Consider the following 17,246-nt stretch of genomic DNA (forward strand, 5'->3'; position numbering starts at 1 on the left):
ATTTGTTTGGGCACGACTATCCTCCTCCGGCCGAGCAAAGGAAAGCCCAATGGATATTCCAAAATATAAGATCGCCCTGATCGTCGGTGCCGGCGCGGGCCTCAGCGCCTCCTTGACGCGGCTATTTTCGCGAGAGGGAATTCGCGTGGCACTGGGCGCCCGCAGCATCGAGAAACTCGGCGCGCTCTGCACCGAAACCGGCGCACGCGCCTATGCCTGCGATACCACCAAGGCCGAGGATGTCGAACGGCTTTTTGGTCTGGTCGAGCGCGAGATCGGAACGCCTGATCTCGTGGTCTATAACGCCAGCGGCCGCTCGCGCGGGCCGTTCGTTGAACTCGTCCCCTCAGAGGTCGAGCAAGCAATCGCAGTCTCCGCGTTCGGCGGCTTCCTGGTGGCGCAGGAGGCGGCGAAGCGCATGCTGCCCAACAAGAAGGGCGCGATCCTGTTCACCGGCGCCTCTGCCAGCGTGAAGGGCTATGCGCAGTCGGCACCGTTCGCGATGGGCAAGTTCGCCTTGCGCGGCCTCGCGCAGAGCATGGCACGCGAACTGTCGCCGCAGGGCATCCACGTCGCGCATTTCGTGATCGACGGCGGCATCCGCAGCGCCGCCCGCACCGAGCCCGCCGACCGGCCGGACTCGATGCTCGATCCCGACGCGATTGCATTGAGCTACTGGAACGTGCTGCAACAGCCGCGCAGCGCCTGGACCTGGGAGCTGGAATTGCGGCCCTGGGTTGAGAAGTTTTGAGATGACGGAGATCATGCAAGCGGCGTAGGCTGGACGCAAACCGCCGCCACATTCGTCATTGCGAGGAGCGAAGCGACGAGGCAATCCATTCCTCCACTAGCGGCGGCATGGATTGCTTCGCGGAGCCTGTCATCCGGCGGCGCTGCGCGCCGACCGGGTGGCTCGCAATGACGGACGGAACTGGGGAAGGAAAACATGTCGAACGAAATCAAGATCGAGACCGGCACCGACGAACTGCTCTGCGTGATCCGCGACCGCGTCGCCGTCATCACGCTGAACCGCCCGGACGCCCGCAACTCGCTGTCGGACACGCTGACGCCGGCGCTGCGCACGATGATCAGGACCTGCGGCGAGAACCCCGAGGTCGGCGTGCTGCTCGTCACCGGCGCCGGCAAGGCGTTCTGCGCCGGCGGCAACGTCAAGGGCATGGGCGCGCACCGCGACAAGAAGAAGCTCGAAATGTCCTATGAAGACAAGGTCGCGGATTTGCAGGAGCGTCAGCGCCTGCTCACCGGCGCGCTCGCCTCGGTGCGCAAGCCGACGATTGCCGCCCTTCCCGGCCCTGCGGTCGGCGCCGGCCTTGCGATCGCGATGGCCTGCGACATCCGGATCGCCGCACAATCCGCCTTCATCTCGACCGGTTACCTGCGCGTGGCGCTGAGCGGCGATTACGGCATGGCCTGGCTGTTGACGCGGCTGATCGGCACCTCGCGCGCCCGCGAGCTGATGTTCACTTCGGAGAAGGTTGACGCCGCGAGGTGCGAGCAGATCGGCCTCGTCAACCGCGTGGTGCCGGACGAGACGCTGCAGGACGAAGCCTTTGCGCTGGCGAAGTCGATCGCCGAGGGCCCGACGCTGGCGCTGCGCTACATGAAGGACAATCTCGACGAGGCGCTGCAATTCGACTTCGCCACCGCGCGCGACCACGAGGCCGAGCGACTGATCCGCCTCACCACGACGGCCGATCACAAGGAGGCGGTGCAGGCCTTCATCGAGAAGCGCAAGCCGGGTGTTCGGGGGGAGTTGATCCCAGTTCAGTGTCCGGTCATTGCCGGGCTTGACCCGGCAATCATCGCAAAGGAATGCTTTTTGTTTGATGGATGCGCGGGTCAAGCCCGCGCATGACGGGCGGAAATCGCGGCAAAGGCACGGGCTAAAGAAAAGGGCCCGGTTCTGGAGGGGCCAGAACCGGGCCTAGTCAGTCAAACCGCAAGCGAGGACATCGCGGCCAAGCGGGAAGTGGCGGCAAGCCGCCAGCTGGCACAGGGAATGTCTTGCGGTTCGACGTGGATCTCTTTCACGAAGCGCACCAGCTTCCAGTCGCCGGGGCTCTGGGTGAAGGCGTAGCCCGACTTGCGGGCTAGGCCGATCATCGTCGCATTGGAACGCAACGTGTCGCCGAAGATGCGCTCGGCTCCGAAGGACGCCGCGCGGCATTCGAGATTCTTCAGCAGCGCCTTGCCAATGCCGTGGCCCTGCCACCGGTCATCGATCGACAGGCCGAACTCGACGCTCGAATTATCGGCATGGAAGGCGTAGCGGGCTTCGCCGACGATGGTCTCAAAGCCATCGACCAGCATCGTCGCGACCACCGTGAACCGGTCAGCCTCGCCGACATGGATGAAACGTTCGAGCTCCGTCTTCGGCAGCTCACTCAACGCGCCCAGGAAGCGGTTGTAACGGGACCCCGCGGAGAGCGAGCGGATGTAGCTCTGCAGCTCTTCGCGGTCGCGCGGCTCGACGAAGCGCACCTTGACCTCGCTGCCGTTCTTGGCGCGCAGCACGTCAGAGTATTGCTTGAGATCGTCGAGATGCAGCGCAACCATGACACGCTCCTCGGGTGAAGAAATTGGCCGGCGCCCCTCGATCGAGGCGACGCCAGCGGTGGCGTCCTTCTCAGGCCCGCCAGAACGGCTTCTCGGTCTCGAACACGATGTCGCTGCGGGACATGCCGATGTCGTGCAGATCGCGCTCGGTCCACTGCGACAGCTCGCGGCGGCGCTCGTAACGCTCCCACCAGACATGCAGCGTCTCGCCGACCTGGTTCAGCAATCCGGACGTATGATGATTTGTCATCGATTCATGGGTGAAAATGGACATCTGCGGCTCCTATCGGTAACCTGTTGGCAGGAATATCGGAGCTATTTGGTCCACTCACAAACGACACTTTGTACCGTTTCGCATGAATTAAAGTCATGTATTTGGAGACGCACAAGAGATGACCAGCCGCCTGCCTTCGCTGAATGGTCTAAGGGCGTTCGAGGCCGCCGCACGGCATATGAGCTTCACGCTGGCGGCGTCCGAACTGAACGTGACGCAGACTGCGATCAGCCATCAGATCCGGCGGCTCGAGGAGGAGCTCGGCGTCCGCCTGTTTATCCGCCAGAACCGCTCGCTGAGCCTGACACCGGAGGCTACCGAATACCTTCCCGGCGTCCGCGCCGCCTTCAATGACCTCAGGCTCGCGACTGATCGCCTATTGCGCCGGGACGACGATCACGTGCTGACCGTCTCGACGCTGGCGTCGCTTGCCGCCAAGTGGCTGCTGCCGCGGCTGTCGGCCTTCCAGGAGGCGCATTCCGGTATCGACGTTCGTATCACCACCTCGACCAGCCTGGTCGACTTCCAGCGCGACAAGGTCGACGCGGCGATCCGCTATGGCCGCGGCCAATGGGCGGGCCTGCGTGCCGACTGGCTGATGGCGGATGAGCTGTTTCCGGTGTGCAGCCCGTCGCTGCTGCAGGGAACCAGGCCGCTGAAATGCCCTGAAGACCTCAGGGATCACACGCTCCTGCACACCAGCAACGCCAACAGCGACGACTGGCGGCTGTGGCTGACCGCGGCGGGATTGCCGACCGATATTTCCAAGCAGCCGGGCGTCACCTTCGACCTGCTGTTCGTGACGATCCAGGCCGCGATCGATGGCATCGGCGTCGCGATGGGCCGCACCTCCTATGTGCAGGACGACATCGCCAAGGGCCGCCTCGTGGTTCCCTTCAAGATCGCGCTGCCTGCCGACGCCGGCTTCTACCTGGTGTCGCCGCAGGGACGCGCCGATACGCCAAAGCTGTCCGCGTTCCGGAACTGGCTCGGCACAACGGCGCACGCTGCGCCTTGATGCGGCGCACGCGACGGCCGGAGCTTCGTTCTGATTGAACCAGAGCCGAGGTGCTAGATTGTTGTTTTGACGAGCTTTCTTCGCGCGAACCGATATCCTTTTCGCTCGAGACGCTCCCTGCAATGTCCACCTACGGCTTTTTTCCCATAGCCCCCCGCGTGATTTCGGGTTGGTCGCGCCAGACAGGCGTGCCAAATTGCCGCACATGGCAGTTAACTGCTTTGGCCGGCGAAACAATTTGCGCCGGCCGTTTCGTCACGGGGAGGAAAGGGCGTTATGTCGCAGTCGAGTTCATCGCAAGTCCCGCAGATCAAATCGCGTCTTGGCGCCATCCTGCGCGCGACCAGCGGCAATTTCCTCGAGCAGTTCGACTTCTTCCTGTTCGGCTTTTATGCGCAGGCGATTGCGAAGGCCTTCTTCCCCTCCGAGAACGAGACGGCGGCGCTGCTCAACGCGTTCGGCGTGTTCTGGCTCGGCGCCTTGATGCGCCCGGTGGGCGCCGTCGTGCTCGGCGCCTATATCGATCGCATCGGCCGCCGCAAGGGCCTGATCGTGACGCTGTCGATCATGGCTATCGGCACCGTGGTGATCGCGCTCTGCCCGAGCTATGCGACCATCGGCATTGCGGCGCCGATCATCGTGCTGATCGCGCGCCTGCTGCAGGGCTTCTCCGCCGGCGTCGAGCTCGGCGGCGTCTCGGTCTATCTCGCGGAGATCGCCACGCCCGGCAATCGCGGCTTCTACACGTCGTTCCAGTCGGCGAGCCAGCAGGTCGCGATCTTCGTCGCCTCGATCCTCGGCTTCGTCCTCAGCGAGAGCATGCCGGCGGCGACCGTTGCCTCCTGGGGCTGGCGCATCCCGTTCTTCGTCGGCTGCCTGATCATCCCGGTGATCTTCTTCCTGCGCCGGACGCTGGAGGAGACCCCGGCGTTCCTCGCGATGAAGAAGCATCCGACCGCGAGCGAGGTGTTTGCCTCGGCGATCGCGAACTGGCGCATCGTCGTGCTCGGCATGATGATCGCGGTGCTGACCACCACCACCTTCTACTTCGTCACCGTCTACACGCCGACCTTCGGCAAGACCGTGCTGAAGCTCTCGACCCAGGACGCGCTGCTGGTGACGCTGCTGGTTGCGGTGACCAACTTCATCTGGAATCCGGTCGGCGGCGCGGTGTCCGACCGGATCGGCCGCAAGCCGGTGCTGCTGGCGATCGCCGGCCTGTCCCTCATCACGGCCTATCCGGCGCTGCACTGGCTGGTGACCAATCCGTCGTTCGGCAAGATGCTGGCGGTCGAGATGATGTTCTCGTTCTATTTCGGCGTCTACAGCGGCACCATGCTGGGCTCTCTGGTCGAGATCGTGCCGGCGCATGTCCGCACCACCTGCTTCTCGCTGGCCTTTGCGCTGGCGGCCGGGCTGTTCGGCACCTTCACGCCGTTCGCCTCGACCTGGCTGATCCAGCAGACCGGCGACAAGGCTTCGCCCGGCTACTGGCTGATGTGCGCCGCAGCTCTCGGCATCGTCGCCACGCTGATCGTCTATCGTGGCGGCCATACCATCGAGCAGCGCGAGACGGTTGCGGCCTGATATTCCACTTCGCGGCCGGGCGGGCTCGCTGGGCATGACTTCTTTGGAAAATCGCGACACGCTTTTCCGGATCATGCTCATGCGCCCGGCCGTGTTGCTTTCCATGCCAACAACGATAACAAGAGCGCATGGTTGATCTGACGCGCAGGTTCGACGTCCTGGTGATCGGCGGCGGCAACGCCGCGCTGTGCGCTGCGATCAGCGCACGGCGCGCCGGCGCCTCGGTGCTGGTGCTGGAAGGCGCCCCGAAATTCTATCGCGGCGGCAACACCCGCCACACCCGCAACATGCGCTGCGCCCATGACGCGGCGACCGAAATCCTCACCGGTCCCTACACCGAGGACGAATTCTGGAACGATTTGCTGCTGGTGACCGGCGGCCAGACCGACGAGGAACTGGCCCGCTTCATGATCCACGAATCCAAGGACATCCTGAACTGGATCGTCGAACAGGGCGTGCGCTGGCAGCCCTCGCTCGGCGGCACGCTGAGCCTTGGCCGCACCAACTCGTTCTTCCTCGGCGGCGGCCGTGCGATGCTGAACGCGCTCTATCGCACCGCCGAGGAACTCGGCGTCGACATCCTCTACGATGCCGAGGTCATCGACCTCACGGTCGAGGACGGCATGTTCCTTTCGGCACAGCTGAAGCAGCCGGTCGGCGGCAAGACCGAAGTCCGCGCCTCGACCTTGGTCGCGGCCGCCGGCGGCTTCGAGGCCAACATCGAATGGCTGAAGGAGTCCTGGGGCGATGCGGCCGACAATTTCCTGATCCGCGGCACGCCCTATAATCGCGGCGCAATCCTCAAGATGCTGCTCGCCAAGGGCGTGCAGGAGATCGGCGATCCGACGCAATGCCATGCGGTGGCGATCGATGCGCGCGCGCCGAAATTCGACGGTGGCATCATCACGCGCCACGACTCGGTCGTGTTCGGCATCGTCGTCAACAAGCATGCCGAGCGCTTCTACGACGAGGGCGAGGACATCTGGCCGAAGCGCTATGCGATCTGGGGCCGGCTGGTCGCCGCGCAGCCGGACCAGATCGCCTACATCATCTTCGACTCGACCGTGGTGACGAGCTTCATGCCGACGCTGTTTCCGCCGATCGCGGGCGCGACGATTGCCGAACTCGCCGGCAAGCTCGAGCTCGACGCGGCCGCGCTGGAAAAGACCATCACCGAGTTCAACGCCGCAGTGCAGCCCGGCACCTTCGACCACACCATCCTCGACGACTGCGCTACCCAAGGCATCACGCCGCCGAAGACGCATTGGGCGCGCCGGATCGAGACGCCGCCCTATCTCGCCTATCCGGTGCGGCCGGGCATCACCTTCACCTATCTCGGCACCCGCGTGAACAGAGAGGCGCGGATGCTGATGAAGGACGGCAAGCCGTCTGCCAACATGTTCGCCGCCGGCGAGATCATGGCCGGCAACGTGCTCGGCAAGGGCTATGCCGCCGGCATCGGCATGACCATCGGCAGCGTGTTCGGCCGCGTCGCCGGCCGGGAAGCAGCCAAGAATGCGCGGAACTGAAGGCGGGACTGACGCGATGCACGGGACGAGGATCTTGCAGGAAGCCGACCGTCTGATGACGGTGTGCAATTCCTGCCGCTATTGCGAGGGCCTGTGCGCGGTGTTTCCCGCGATGGAGATGCGCCGCGCCTTCTCCGACGGCGATCTCAACTACCTCGCCAACCTCTGCCATGGCTGCGGCGCCTGCTACACCGACTGCCAGTTCTCGCCGCCGCACGAATTCAACGTCAATGTACCGAAGACGCTTGCGGTGGCGCGCGCCGAATCCTACGCCGCCTATGCCTGGCCGCGCGCCTTTGCCGGTGCGTTCGCGCGCAACGGCCTCGTCATCAGCCTGATCGCGGCGCTCAGCGTCGCTGCCTTCATTTTCGGCTTCGCCGCGATCAATGATCGCGGAGTGCTCACCGGCATCCACACCGGTCCCGGCGCGTTCTATGAATTGATGCCGCACAACGCGATGGCGCTGCTGTTCGGCTTGGCCCTGCTCTACGCGATCCTGGCGCTGGTGATGGGCGTGCGCGCGTTCTGGCGCGACATCGGCGAGCCGGTCGGCATGACGACGGATGTGAAGGCGCTGTTGCAGGCGGTCCGCGACGCCGGCGAGCTGCGCTATCTCGATGGCGGCGGTGTCGGCTGCTTCAACGAGGACGACCAGCCGACCGACCGCCGCAAGCTGTATCACCACTTCACCTTCTACGGCTTCATCCTGTGCTTCGCCGCGACCTGCGTCGGCACGCTGTATCATTACCTCTTGGCGCGCGAGGCGCCCTATGCGTGGTGGGACCTGCCCGTCGTGCTCGGTACGCTCGGCGGCATCGGGCTCGTGGTCGGCCCGCTCGGGCTCCTGTCGGAGAAATGGAAGCGCGACCGCGTGCTGGTCGATGAGCAGCGCATGGGCATGGATACCGCGTTCATCCTGATGCTGTTCCTGACCAGCATTACCGGCCTCGCCCTGCTGCTGTGGCGTGAGACCGCCGCGATGGGTCCGTTGCTGGCGCTGCATCTCGGCGTGGTGTTCGCGCTGTTCATCACCATGCCCTACGGCAAATTCGTGCACGGCATCTACCGCTTCGTCGCGCTGGTGCGCTATGCGCGCGAACGGCAGATGATGGCGGAATGAATGGTGGTGGGTTAGCGCAGCGTAACCCAGCTTACGAACTCATCCTGCATCGGGCTTTGTCGCCAGGGCACAGAACCACTCATTTGTCTCGACCAGCTGAGCCTGCGTGAAGCCGGCTGCTGCCAGCTTTTCCGCGACCCCTTCCTTGGGCTGTCCGGAATAGCGCGTAAAGCCGAGCGCGATCCTGCCGCTCGGCTTCATGACGCGCCGGACCTCCCGTAGCCCGGCGATGGCGTCCGGCCAGACTTGCATCGAGTTGATCGCCAGCACCTTGTCGAAGCTATCCGCATCGAATGGCATGCGCTCCACGGGGCCAAGCCGAAGCTCGACACGACCATCCTCGATCGCGGCCGCGTTCCGGGCGCGAGCTTGCCCGACCATCTCCTGCGACGGATCGATGCCCGCGACGCGTCCCGCCGGCACCAATGTCGACAGGCGTTGAAGGACGACGCCCGGACCAAACCCGACTTCGAGCACGCTGTCGTCCGGTCCGACCTCGAGGCGATCTGCGACCCACGCGCCGCAATCTGCATTGGTGCGCGCCATGATCATGCCGCCGAGCCTCCCCAGGAGACCCCGAGGACGGCCAAACGCACGCAAGAGGATGCTTTGCACGGCGCTCACCGATTGCCATCTCCGGTGAACAGGATTTCGGGACGGTCGCGGCTACAGATCCACCACCACGTAGTCGCTCTCCACCGCGACCTTGATGGTCTCGGCGACATACGGCCCCTTCACCACATTGGTGCCCGGCTCGACGCTGACCGGATAGGCGCGCACGCGGAAGCGGCGCGGGTCGCAATAGGACTGACCGGTGCGGATATCGAACTCCCAGCCGTGCCAGGGGCAGCGCAGGATCTCGCCGAGTTTGGTGTATTCGATCTCGCCGGGATCGGACGATGAGGCGAGCCCGATCAGCGGCCCCTCGCACAGCGCCGCGCCCTGATGCGGGCAGCGGTTCAGCAGGCCGAAGAACTCGCCCTTGACGTTGAAGACGGCGATCGGCCGTCCGTCGATCTCGAGGAATTTTCGCGAACCCGGCGGCAGTTCGTCAACCGGGGCGATCACATGACGCGCCATCAATCGTTCTCACGCATGATCTGATTCGAAAAACCGGTTCCCACTTTTTCGGATCAAGCGATACCGTACAGCTGCCTGGCGTTGTCGAGATAGAACGCCTGGCGATTGGCATCGCTGACGCCGGCCGGCAGCACGCGCGACGGCTCGTCGTAATCCCAATGCGGGTAATCGGTCGCGAACAACAATCTGTCCCAGCCGATCCACTCGATGGTCTGGAACAGATGGTCGCGGCTCTCCGGATCCTCCATCGGCTGCGTCGTCCACCAGATGTGATCGCGGATATATTCCGACGGCTTGCGCTTCAGATGCGGCACTTCGGCATGCAGCCGCGCAAACACCTTGTCGAGGCGCCAGGCCAGCGATGGGGCCCAGCCGAACCCGGCCTCCACCATCACCATCTTCAATTTCGGGAAGCGCTCGAACACGCCCTCAAGCACGAGGCTCGCCAGCGCGGCCTGCTGGCACTGCGAATGCCCGACCATCTCCTCGATATAGTAGCTCGGCCATCCCGACGCGGTGATCGGGTTGCCGCCGAAGCCGAAGGCGTGCACGCCGATCGGAAGGCCGGCTTCCTGTGCCGCCTCATAGATCGGCCAGTAACGGCGCTGGCCGAGCGGCTCGACATTGCGGCTCAGCAGCAGCACCTGGACGAAATTTGCGTCGCCCGCGCGCTTGCGGATTTCGGCCGCGGCCGACATGCCATCCTCATTGGCGACGACGACCGAGCCTTTCAGCCGGGAATCCTTGCTGGTCCATTTCTCGATCTGCCAGTCGTTGATGGCCGAGCAGATCGCGCCGGCGAGATCCTGGTTGCGGATACCCTGCCCGGTGTTGAGCGGGTTAAGCACGCCGAGCGCGACATTGTTGGGATCGAGGTGTTGCTTCTGCATGAAGGACAGCGACGAGCCCTGCGGGCCGCCTTCCGGCGGATAGGCATCGCGGCGCGACGCATTTGGCTGCGCCTTCGGATAGGGCGGACCTTCCATCATGCCCTGATAGGCATGGACGCCGAAGGTCTCGAGATGCGCATGCCAGCGCTTCTCGAGATAAGGATACAGCTCGTCCTTGGTGGCGCGGGCCGGATGGATGTCGCAGTCGGCGATCGCGGTCTTGATGCTGGTCGGCGACGCGGTTTCGGGGCGCTCGCGAAGCTGGATGTTCATGGCGTCATCTCCTTCACCTTGAGCCGGCCATAGGTCGCATGCGGATTATCGATCATGATCTTGCGCACCAGATCCTGCGACAACCCCTGCGGCAGCACCTCGTCACCATCGAACTGCCAATGCGGGTAATCTGACGAGAATAGGATCAATTCGTCCGACTGCATATGGTCGAACAGGCGGTTCAGCGTGTCTCCGTCCGGCGGCGCATCGATCGGCTGCAGCGAGAAGCGGATGTTGCTGCGCACAATCTCCAGCGGCGCGCGGTCGACCCACGGGGTCTCCATGCGCACGCCGCGCCAGAACTTGTGCAGCCGCCACAGGAATGGCGGCAGCCAGGTGAAGCCGGACTCCAGCATCACCATTTTCAGGTTCGGATGGCGCGCGAACACGCCCTCGACGATCAGGCTGGTGAGCTGGGTCTGGAACGCCTGCGCCTGCGCGACATAATCCTCGATGTGATAGGAGCCCCAGCCGACCGAGGTCGGCGGATTGTGATAGGCGCTGCCCGCATGGATGCCGACCGGCAGGCCGAGCCGTTCCGCCGCGGCGTAGATCGGCCAGTAGTGGCGCTTGCCGAGCGGCATGTCGCCCATCACCAGCATCAGCACCTGCACGAAGCGCCTGTCCTGCGCACAGCGCTCGATCTCGGCGACCGCCTTCTCGATGCTCTGTACCGGGATCATGATCGAGCCGCGCAGGCGATCGTCCTTGTCGAGCCATTCCTTGACCAGCCAGTCGTTCAGCGAGCGGCAGAACGCATCGGCCATGTCCTCGGAGAACACCATCTGCACGCCATAGAGCGGATTGCAGATGCCGTAGGCCGTGCCGAACCTGTCGAGCGCCTGATGCTGCATGTCCGCAAGGCTCGAGCCCGGCTTGCCTTGCGCTGGGCGCCAGTCCGGCCGCGACGAGATCGGCGAATTGGTGGGATAGGATTGCGAGATCAGGTCGGTCATGCCGCGCGTCGTCACCTGGTCGCGCCAGTAGTCGTTCATGTACGGCAGCAGGCTGGTGAGGTGAGGTACGGCGGGATGCAGATCGCAATCCACGCCGCCCGCGATCGGCGACGTCATGATGTTTCCTCCGCGCACGCTCTCACGACAAGCTTGTCGGGCGGCGCTTGGTTCTTGCCTCGCATTCAAGCAGGCCGTGCCGCGGCCTGCAACTCGGCAAGGGCCTGCGTGCTGTGCTAGGAAGGCAGAACGCCCCACGGGATTTTCATGGCAAGCAACGAGAAAGAAGGCCGATGAACGCGCTCACATCCATCGCCGAACAGGTCGCCGCAAAGCTGATCGCGAACAAGCAGACGATTGCGGTCGCGGAATCCTCAACCGGCGGACTGATCTCCGCATCGCTGCTCGCGGTTCCCGGCGCGTCGGCCTATTTCCTCGGCGGCGGCGTGATCTACACCCGCGACGCGCGGCGCGCGCTGATGGATATTTCCGACGACGCCATGCGCGGGCTCCGTTCGTCGTCGGAACCCTACGCGCAATTGCTGGCGCGGCAGATTCGCGAGCGCCTCGCAACCGACTGGGGATTGTCGGAGACCGGTGCCGCCGGCCCGACCGGCAACCGCTACGGCGATGCCGCCGGCCACAGCTGCATGGCGGTCGCCGGCCCCCGGCAGCAGGTAATCACGCTGGAGACCGCCAGCGGCGACCGGCAGGCGAACATGCAGGCATTTGCGAAGGCGGCGCTGGAGTTGTTGATGAAGAATCTGGCGCAATAAATCTCCGCTGTCGTCCCGGGCAAGCGAAGCGCGACCCGGGACCCATAACCACCGATGGCCATTGACGATGGTCCGCTCGAGCCACAGCCTGCTTCAACAACTCGATCCTGTGGTTATGGGTCCCTGCTTTCGCAGGGACGACGCAAGGAAAGAGCCTGCAACCTGACGAAGACGGCGTAGCCCGGATGAAGCGAAGCGCAATCCGGGGCGGCTATATCCGCAGCACGACTGTTCCCGGATTTCGCTTCGCTCCATCCGGGCTACGAAAGCGGTAACGCGAGAACCTACTTCTCGCGGAACGAGCGCATGAACTGGTCGCTCATCGGCTTCATCAGATAGGACAGCATGGTGCGGTCGCCGGTCTGGACGAAGGCTTCCACCGGCATGCCCGGGATGATCTTCACCTCGCTGCCGAGGCGCGCGACTTCTTCCGGCGGCATCGAGACGCGGATGGTGTAGTAGCTCTGCCCGGTGCGCTGGTCGGTGGTGACGTCGGCGGAGACGCGGGTGACGACGCCGTTCAGCTCCGGCGTGGTGCGCTGGTTGAAGGCGGAGAGCCGCAGCACGGTCTTCTGTCCGACCTGCAGCTTGTCGATGTCCTGCGGATTGACCTTGGCCTCGACCGACAGATCGTCGGCCTTCGGCACGATCATCATGATGGCATCGCCCGCGGTGATGACGCCGCCGACGGTGTGCACGGTCGACTGCAGCACGACGCCGTCCTGTGGTGCGCGGATATCGATGCGGCGGAGCTGGTCTTCGGCGGTCACCTTGCGCTCCACGAACTCGCCGATCTTGTCGTTGGCCTCGCGCAGGTCCTTCGAGACCTCCGAGACCATGTCCTTGTCGACCTGGATGATCTGCAGCTCGGTCTCGGTGATCTTGCCCTTGGCCTGCGCGCGCGAGGCGATGTATTGCGCGCGCTCGCCGGCGAGCCGCGCCGCGTCGCGCTCCAGCGTGGTCAGGCGGGTGAGCTGCACCAGATGCTGCTCGTAAAGCTGGCGAACACCGACCAGTTCGGTCTTCACCAGCTCGATTTCCTTGTCCTTGGACTTCTCCTGCGCCTCGAGCCCCGAGATCTCCTCGTTAAGCTGGGTGACGCGCTCGCGCAGCTGCGCTTTTTGACCGGTGCGGCCATTGACCCGCACCTCGAACAGCTTGGTTTCGCTCGCCATGATGTCGCGAACGTCGGGATCCTTGGCCTGCTCGGTGAGTTGCGGCGGAAAGGCGATCTTGTCGCGGCCCTGCTGCTCGGCCTCGAGCCGGGCCGCCCGCGCATAGAGCCCGTTCAGCGTCTTGACCACGATTGCAAGGCTGGCCTTCACGACGGTCTCGTCGAGGCGCACGACGATGTCGCCCGCCTTGACCACGTCGCCGTCACGCACCCGGACTTCGCCGACGACGCCGCCGGTCGGATGCTGCACCTTCTTGACGTTGGATTCGACCACCACGGAGCCCGGCGCGATCAGCGCGCCGGAGATCGGCACCGTCGCGGCCCAGCCGCCGACACCGCCGCCCAGGACCAGAACCACGACGAGGCCGACGATCAGATGCTTGCGGATCGAGCGATGTGCGTTGCGCGGTTGATCGGTCATGACTTGGCGGCTCCGGCATCCGCGACGATCTTGATCGGCGTTGGCACCGGCGGCGCGGCACGCTGCAGCACCTGCGCGAGCACGGCTTCCTTCGGCCCGAAGGTCTGCATGCGTCCGTCCTTCAGCACCAGCAGATGATCGACGCCCTCGATGCCGATCGGCCGGTGCGCAACCACAATGACGACCGCGCCGCGTTCGCGGGCGCCGCGCACCGCGCGGGTCAGCGCCTCGTCGCCTTCGCTGTCGAGATTGGAGTTCGGCTCATCCAGCACGATCAGGAACGGATTGCCGTACAGCGCACGCGCCAGCGCCACCCGTTGCGCCTGGCCCGCCGAGAGCGCAGTGCCCTGTTCGCCGACCTGGGTGTCGTAGCCCTCGCGCATCTTGATGATCATCTCATGCACGCCGGCCTCCTTGGCCGCCGCGATGATGCCGTCGGACTTGGCGTCGGGATCGAACCGGCAGATGTTCTGCGCGACCGTACCGGCGAACAGTTCGACGTCCTGCGGCAAATAGCCGACATGACGGCCGAGCTGGTCCGACGACCACTGGTCGAGCGCGGCGCCGTCGAGCCGTACCTTGCCCCGCGCCGGCATCCAGACGCCGACCAGCGCCCGGATCAGCGACGACTTGCCGGAGCCGCTCGGGCCGATCACGCCGACACCGCTGCCGGCCTCGACGGCGAAGGTGATGTCCTGCACGATGGCGCGCTGATCGCCCGGCGCGACCATGGTCACGGCTTCGACCGAGAGCTTCTTCTCCGGCGCCTGCAACAGGGTCTGCTCGGGACGCGCCGGCATCTGCTGCAGCAGGCGGTTGAGCCGATGCCAGCTCTGCCGGGCGGCGACGAAGCCCTTCCAATGCGCGATCGCAAGATCGACCGGTGCCAGCGCCCGCGCGCTCAGGATCGAGCCGGCGATGATGATGCCGCCGGTGGCCTCCTGATGGATCACGAGATAGGCACCGACCGCGAGCACGGCGGACTGCAGCATCATGCGCAGCACCTTGGCGACCGCACCGAGGCCGCCGGTGACGTCGCTCGCATGCTGGTTGCCGGACAGATATTCCTCGTTGGCCTCGTTCCAGCGCCTGTTCATGCGGCCGGCCATGCCCATCGCCACCAGCACCTCGGCATTGCGGCGGCTGGAGGCGGCGAGATCGTTGCGCCGCGCCGCGAGCGTCATCGCTTCCTTGGCCGGCGTGCGCGACAAATATTCGGTGATCAGCGTCAGCGTCACCAGGATGACGGCGCCGACCAGCGCCGTGACGCCAAGCAGCCAATGGAATGCGAAGCAGATCACCATGTAGAACGGCAGCCAGGGCAGATCGAAGAACGCGCCGGGACCCATGCTGCCGAGGAAGGAGCGCACATTGTCGAGGTCGCGCAGCGGCTGCAGGCCCTCGCTGCGATTGCCGGCCATCAGCGGCAGCCGCACGACGGTGTCGAACACCCGTGCGTTGAGCGCTTCGTCGAGTGAGGTGCCGACGCGGCCGAGGATCCGTCCGCGCAGCAGGTCGAGCACGCCCTGGGCGATGTAGAGGACCGCGGCGATGACCACGAGGCCGACCAGGGTGGGAACGCTGCGGCTCGGCAGCACCCGGTCGTAGACTTGCAGCATGAACATCGAACCTGTCAGGTAGAGCAGGTTGATCATGCAACTGATGAGGCCGACGCCGATAAAAGCGCTGCGGCAAGCGCGCAGCGCCTCAGCCAGTTCGGAACGCCGGACAGCGGGCGCGGCTGCCATAAAAACTGATCTCTGCAAAACAAAAGAGTTACGTGATCACCACGTTGTATAGACGTTTGCGACCACCGTCCATTTTAAGTCGCGTGAACCAAAGCATGGTTCGCGGCCTAATTTTGTGATCGCACCGACAGTTGACGGAATAAATTAGGGTTAACGGGCCGCGGAACCCTGGCCCTGCGCGGGCGCGCTTCTCGGAAACGGCACGAGAATGACCGACATCGAGACCCGGCCGATCTCGCCATCCACATCGAGCAATACCCCGCTGCCGACGCCGAGCCCGGCCTCCGGTCGCCAGCGGGCCTCGGCGCGAACGCCGATCCACGCGCCCCGCGGCGGCCTGAACAGCTGCACCGCGAGGTTCGGATTAGGGTCGGCCACCACGTTCTGGACCGGGCGCGCGATGCCGTGGGTCCAATCAGCCGGGCCGAGCACCCGCGCCAGCGGACCGGCGTCCGCAATTACGGCGTGATGCAAGCGAAACCAGGCGGTATCGCCGCCGGCGCGGGCTTCCATCGCATCCATGAACCAGCTGCGGCCATGGCCATGGACGGCGCGCAGGTTGCGCAACGGAAATGCCGTGGGATCCACCGGATCGGCCGCGCTCCCGTAAAACCCCGGGACCTCGACGCCACGCTCGCGCGACAGCGTCACGCGCACCGTCGCGCAGGGTTGCTCCTCGCCGGCCGGCCAGAGCCTGTTGTCGATCACGCTGACCCGGCCGCCTTCGGTCACCACGGTAACCTGCGTGCGCAGTTCCGCCATTGGCGTCGGCCGCAGGAACCAGGCCGCCGCCGAGATCGCGGTGCCCCAATTGCGCGCGCCGGCCATGGCCTCGACCTCGCCGGTCAACAGGCTTGCGACCGCCCCGCCCTGAAGGCCTGTGAACGGCCCGGCCGCCAGCGCCGCGGGCTTCCAGTGATGGGGCGTGGCGAGCGGTTCGAAGATGGCCAAGGCGAATGATCTCCTGAGATGAGCAGGATTGAGCGTTCGGCCAATCTGATCCAAGAATAGCGGCTATGACAAAAGGCCATTCATCACTTCAGGTGAGCAGGATTCACCTATTGGATGCCCCCGATCCGCGGGTGATCCCGCCGCTGCCGGCGCTGCTCGCCTTCGAGCGCGCGGCCACCCAACTCAGCTTCCGGCGCGCCGCGCGCGACCTGTCGCTGAGCCCGTCGGCGATCAGCCATCAGATCCGCGGGCTGGAAGAGCAGTTCGGCACCAGGCTGTTCGTCCGCGGCGCGCGCCAGGTGCGATTGACCGACGACGGCGAGCGCTACCTTGCAAAAGTGTCGGCCGCGCTGGCGACGCTGCAGGAGGCTAGCCGTGACATGCTGCGGCAACGCGGCGAGGCCAGCGGCGAACTCTGGATCAGCTCATTGCCGTTCTTCACCAGCGCCGTGCTGCTGCCGGCGCTGCCGGAGTTCAAGCGGCGCCATCCGCAACTGACGCTGCGGATCGAGGCCACCCACCAATATGCCGACTTCAACGGTTCGCGCGTCGATGTCGCGATCCGCTACGGACGGGAACACGCCGCCGGACTGAAGGTCGAGCCGCTGGTGCAGGTCAAAGGGATGCCGGTCTGTACGCCGGCACTGGTCAAGGCAGGTCTTCGGACCCCTGCAGACCTGTCGCGCGAGGTGCTGATCCATGTCACGACGCAGCCGCGGGCGTGGCCGGCCTGGCTGAAGGAGGCCGGGCTGCCGAATCTCGCTCCGCGCGGACATCTGTGGCTCGACAGCGTGCCGGCGATGCTGGAGGCCGCCGAACACGGGCTCGGCGTCGCGATCGCGATCGCGCCCCTGATCAAGGCGCGGCCGGGCTTC

16 protein-coding genes and 1 pseudogene are annotated in these 17,246 nt (G+C 65.1%); 8 read left to right on the forward strand and 9 right to left on the reverse strand.

The features are described 5' to 3' along the window. Window positions 1-49 precede the first annotated feature (49 nt). Window positions 50-751, forward strand: coding sequence for an SDR family NAD(P)-dependent oxidoreductase (locus ACVWYP_RS02210; RefSeq protein WP_038384830.1), 702 nt, complete (start codon window positions 50-52; stop codon window positions 749-751). 195 nt (window positions 752-946) lie between these two features. Next, window positions 947-1,876 (forward strand): enoyl-CoA hydratase, encoded by a 930-nt coding sequence (locus ACVWYP_RS02215; protein ID WP_456683980.1) that lies wholly within the window; start codon window positions 947-949, stop codon window positions 1,874-1,876. Between the two features lie 77 nt (window positions 1,877-1,953). Here the strand turns inward: ACVWYP_RS02215 and ACVWYP_RS02220 are convergent, their stop codons facing one another. Then, complete coding sequence (locus tag ACVWYP_RS02220; RefSeq protein ID WP_028339129.1) at window positions 1,954-2,577, reverse strand: GNAT family N-acetyltransferase; 624 nt, start codon at window positions 2,575-2,577, stop codon at window positions 1,954-1,956. 70 nt (window positions 2,578-2,647) lie between these two features. Next, window positions 2,648-2,851, reverse strand: a complete 204-nt coding sequence (locus tag ACVWYP_RS02225; RefSeq protein ID WP_304497569.1) for a DUF1127 domain-containing protein — start codon at window positions 2,849-2,851, stop codon at window positions 2,648-2,650. A 118-nt stretch (window positions 2,852-2,969) separates the two neighbouring features. On the opposite strand from ACVWYP_RS02225, the gene ACVWYP_RS02230 reads away from it, so the two are divergent. From ACVWYP_RS02230 to tcuB, 4 genes are all read left to right on the forward strand, one after another. After that, on the forward strand, window positions 2,970-3,869 hold the full coding sequence (locus ACVWYP_RS02230; protein WP_304497570.1) for a transcriptional regulator GcvA: 900 nt from the start codon (window positions 2,970-2,972) through the stop codon (window positions 3,867-3,869). A 276-nt stretch (window positions 3,870-4,145) separates the two neighbouring features. After that, complete coding sequence (gene tcuC / locus ACVWYP_RS02235; RefSeq protein WP_304497571.1) at window positions 4,146-5,456, forward strand: MFS transporter; 1,311 nt, start codon at window positions 4,146-4,148, stop codon at window positions 5,454-5,456. A 128-nt stretch (window positions 5,457-5,584) separates the two neighbouring features. After that, window positions 5,585-6,985 carry an FAD-dependent tricarballylate dehydrogenase TcuA gene (gene tcuA / locus ACVWYP_RS02240; protein WP_439711124.1) on the forward strand — a complete coding sequence of 467 codons (1,401 nt, stop codon included), beginning with the start codon at window positions 5,585-5,587 and terminating at the stop codon, window positions 6,983-6,985. A 16-nt stretch (window positions 6,986-7,001) separates the two neighbouring features. Next, window positions 7,002-8,105 carry a tricarballylate utilization 4Fe-4S protein TcuB gene (tcuB, locus tag ACVWYP_RS02245; RefSeq protein WP_304497572.1) on the forward strand — a complete coding sequence of 368 codons (1,104 nt, stop codon included), beginning with the start codon at window positions 7,002-7,004 and terminating at the stop codon, window positions 8,103-8,105. 39 nt (window positions 8,106-8,144) lie between these two features. Here tcuB and ACVWYP_RS02250 read toward each other — a convergent pair whose 3' ends face one another. From ACVWYP_RS02250 to ACVWYP_RS02265, 4 genes are all read right to left on the reverse strand, one after another. After that, window positions 8,145-8,657: a class I SAM-dependent methyltransferase gene (locus tag ACVWYP_RS02250; RefSeq protein WP_304497573.1), complete on the reverse strand. Its 513-nt coding sequence runs from the start codon at window positions 8,655-8,657 to the stop codon at window positions 8,145-8,147. A 114-nt stretch (window positions 8,658-8,771) separates the two neighbouring features. Beyond that, window positions 8,772-9,185: a Rieske (2Fe-2S) protein gene (locus ACVWYP_RS02255; protein WP_016846808.1), complete on the reverse strand. Its 414-nt coding sequence runs from the start codon at window positions 9,183-9,185 to the stop codon at window positions 8,772-8,774. 53 nt (window positions 9,186-9,238) lie between these two features. Then, window positions 9,239-10,348, reverse strand: a complete 1,110-nt coding sequence (locus ACVWYP_RS02260; protein WP_304497574.1) for an amidohydrolase family protein — start codon at window positions 10,346-10,348, stop codon at window positions 9,239-9,241. Beyond that, on the reverse strand, window positions 10,345-11,421 hold the full coding sequence (locus ACVWYP_RS02265; RefSeq protein WP_304497575.1) for an amidohydrolase family protein: 1,077 nt from the start codon (window positions 11,419-11,421) through the stop codon (window positions 10,345-10,347). The genes ACVWYP_RS02260 and ACVWYP_RS02265 overlap by 4 nt, the downstream gene beginning before the upstream one ends. Window positions 11,422-11,594: 173 nt before the next feature. Here ACVWYP_RS02265 and ACVWYP_RS02270 point away from each other — a divergent pair, with 173 nt between their 5' ends. Further along, on the forward strand, window positions 11,595-12,077 hold the full coding sequence (locus ACVWYP_RS02270) for a CinA family protein (RefSeq protein WP_304497576.1): 483 nt from the start codon (window positions 11,595-11,597) through the stop codon (window positions 12,075-12,077). 284 nt (window positions 12,078-12,361) lie between these two features. Here ACVWYP_RS02270 and ACVWYP_RS02275 read toward each other — a convergent pair whose 3' ends face one another. The 3 genes from ACVWYP_RS02275 to ACVWYP_RS02285 form a co-directional block, all read right to left on the reverse strand. Beyond that, a complete protein-coding gene (locus ACVWYP_RS02275) occupies window positions 12,362-13,672 on the reverse strand; it encodes an HlyD family type I secretion periplasmic adaptor subunit (protein ID WP_304497577.1) in 1,311 nt (436 codons plus the stop codon). Then, window positions 13,669-15,420, reverse strand: a complete 1,752-nt coding sequence (locus ACVWYP_RS02280; protein ID WP_304497578.1) for a type I secretion system permease/ATPase — start codon at window positions 15,418-15,420, stop codon at window positions 13,669-13,671. The genes ACVWYP_RS02275 and ACVWYP_RS02280 overlap by 4 nt, the downstream gene beginning before the upstream one ends. A 150-nt stretch (window positions 15,421-15,570) precedes the next feature. Continuing rightward, window positions 15,571-16,371, reverse strand: coding sequence for an acyl-CoA thioesterase domain-containing protein (locus ACVWYP_RS02285; RefSeq protein WP_304497579.1), 801 nt, complete (start codon window positions 16,369-16,371; stop codon window positions 15,571-15,573). A gap of 65 nt (window positions 16,372-16,436) precedes the next feature. On the opposite strand from ACVWYP_RS02285, the pseudogene ACVWYP_RS02290 reads away from it, so the two are divergent. Next, window positions 16,437-17,174: pseudogene (locus ACVWYP_RS02290) on the forward strand (LysR family transcriptional regulator); the annotation flags it as partial. Window positions 17,175-17,246 lie beyond the last annotated feature (72 nt).

It is taken from the genome of Bradyrhizobium sp. USDA 3262 (genome assembly GCF_054060035.1).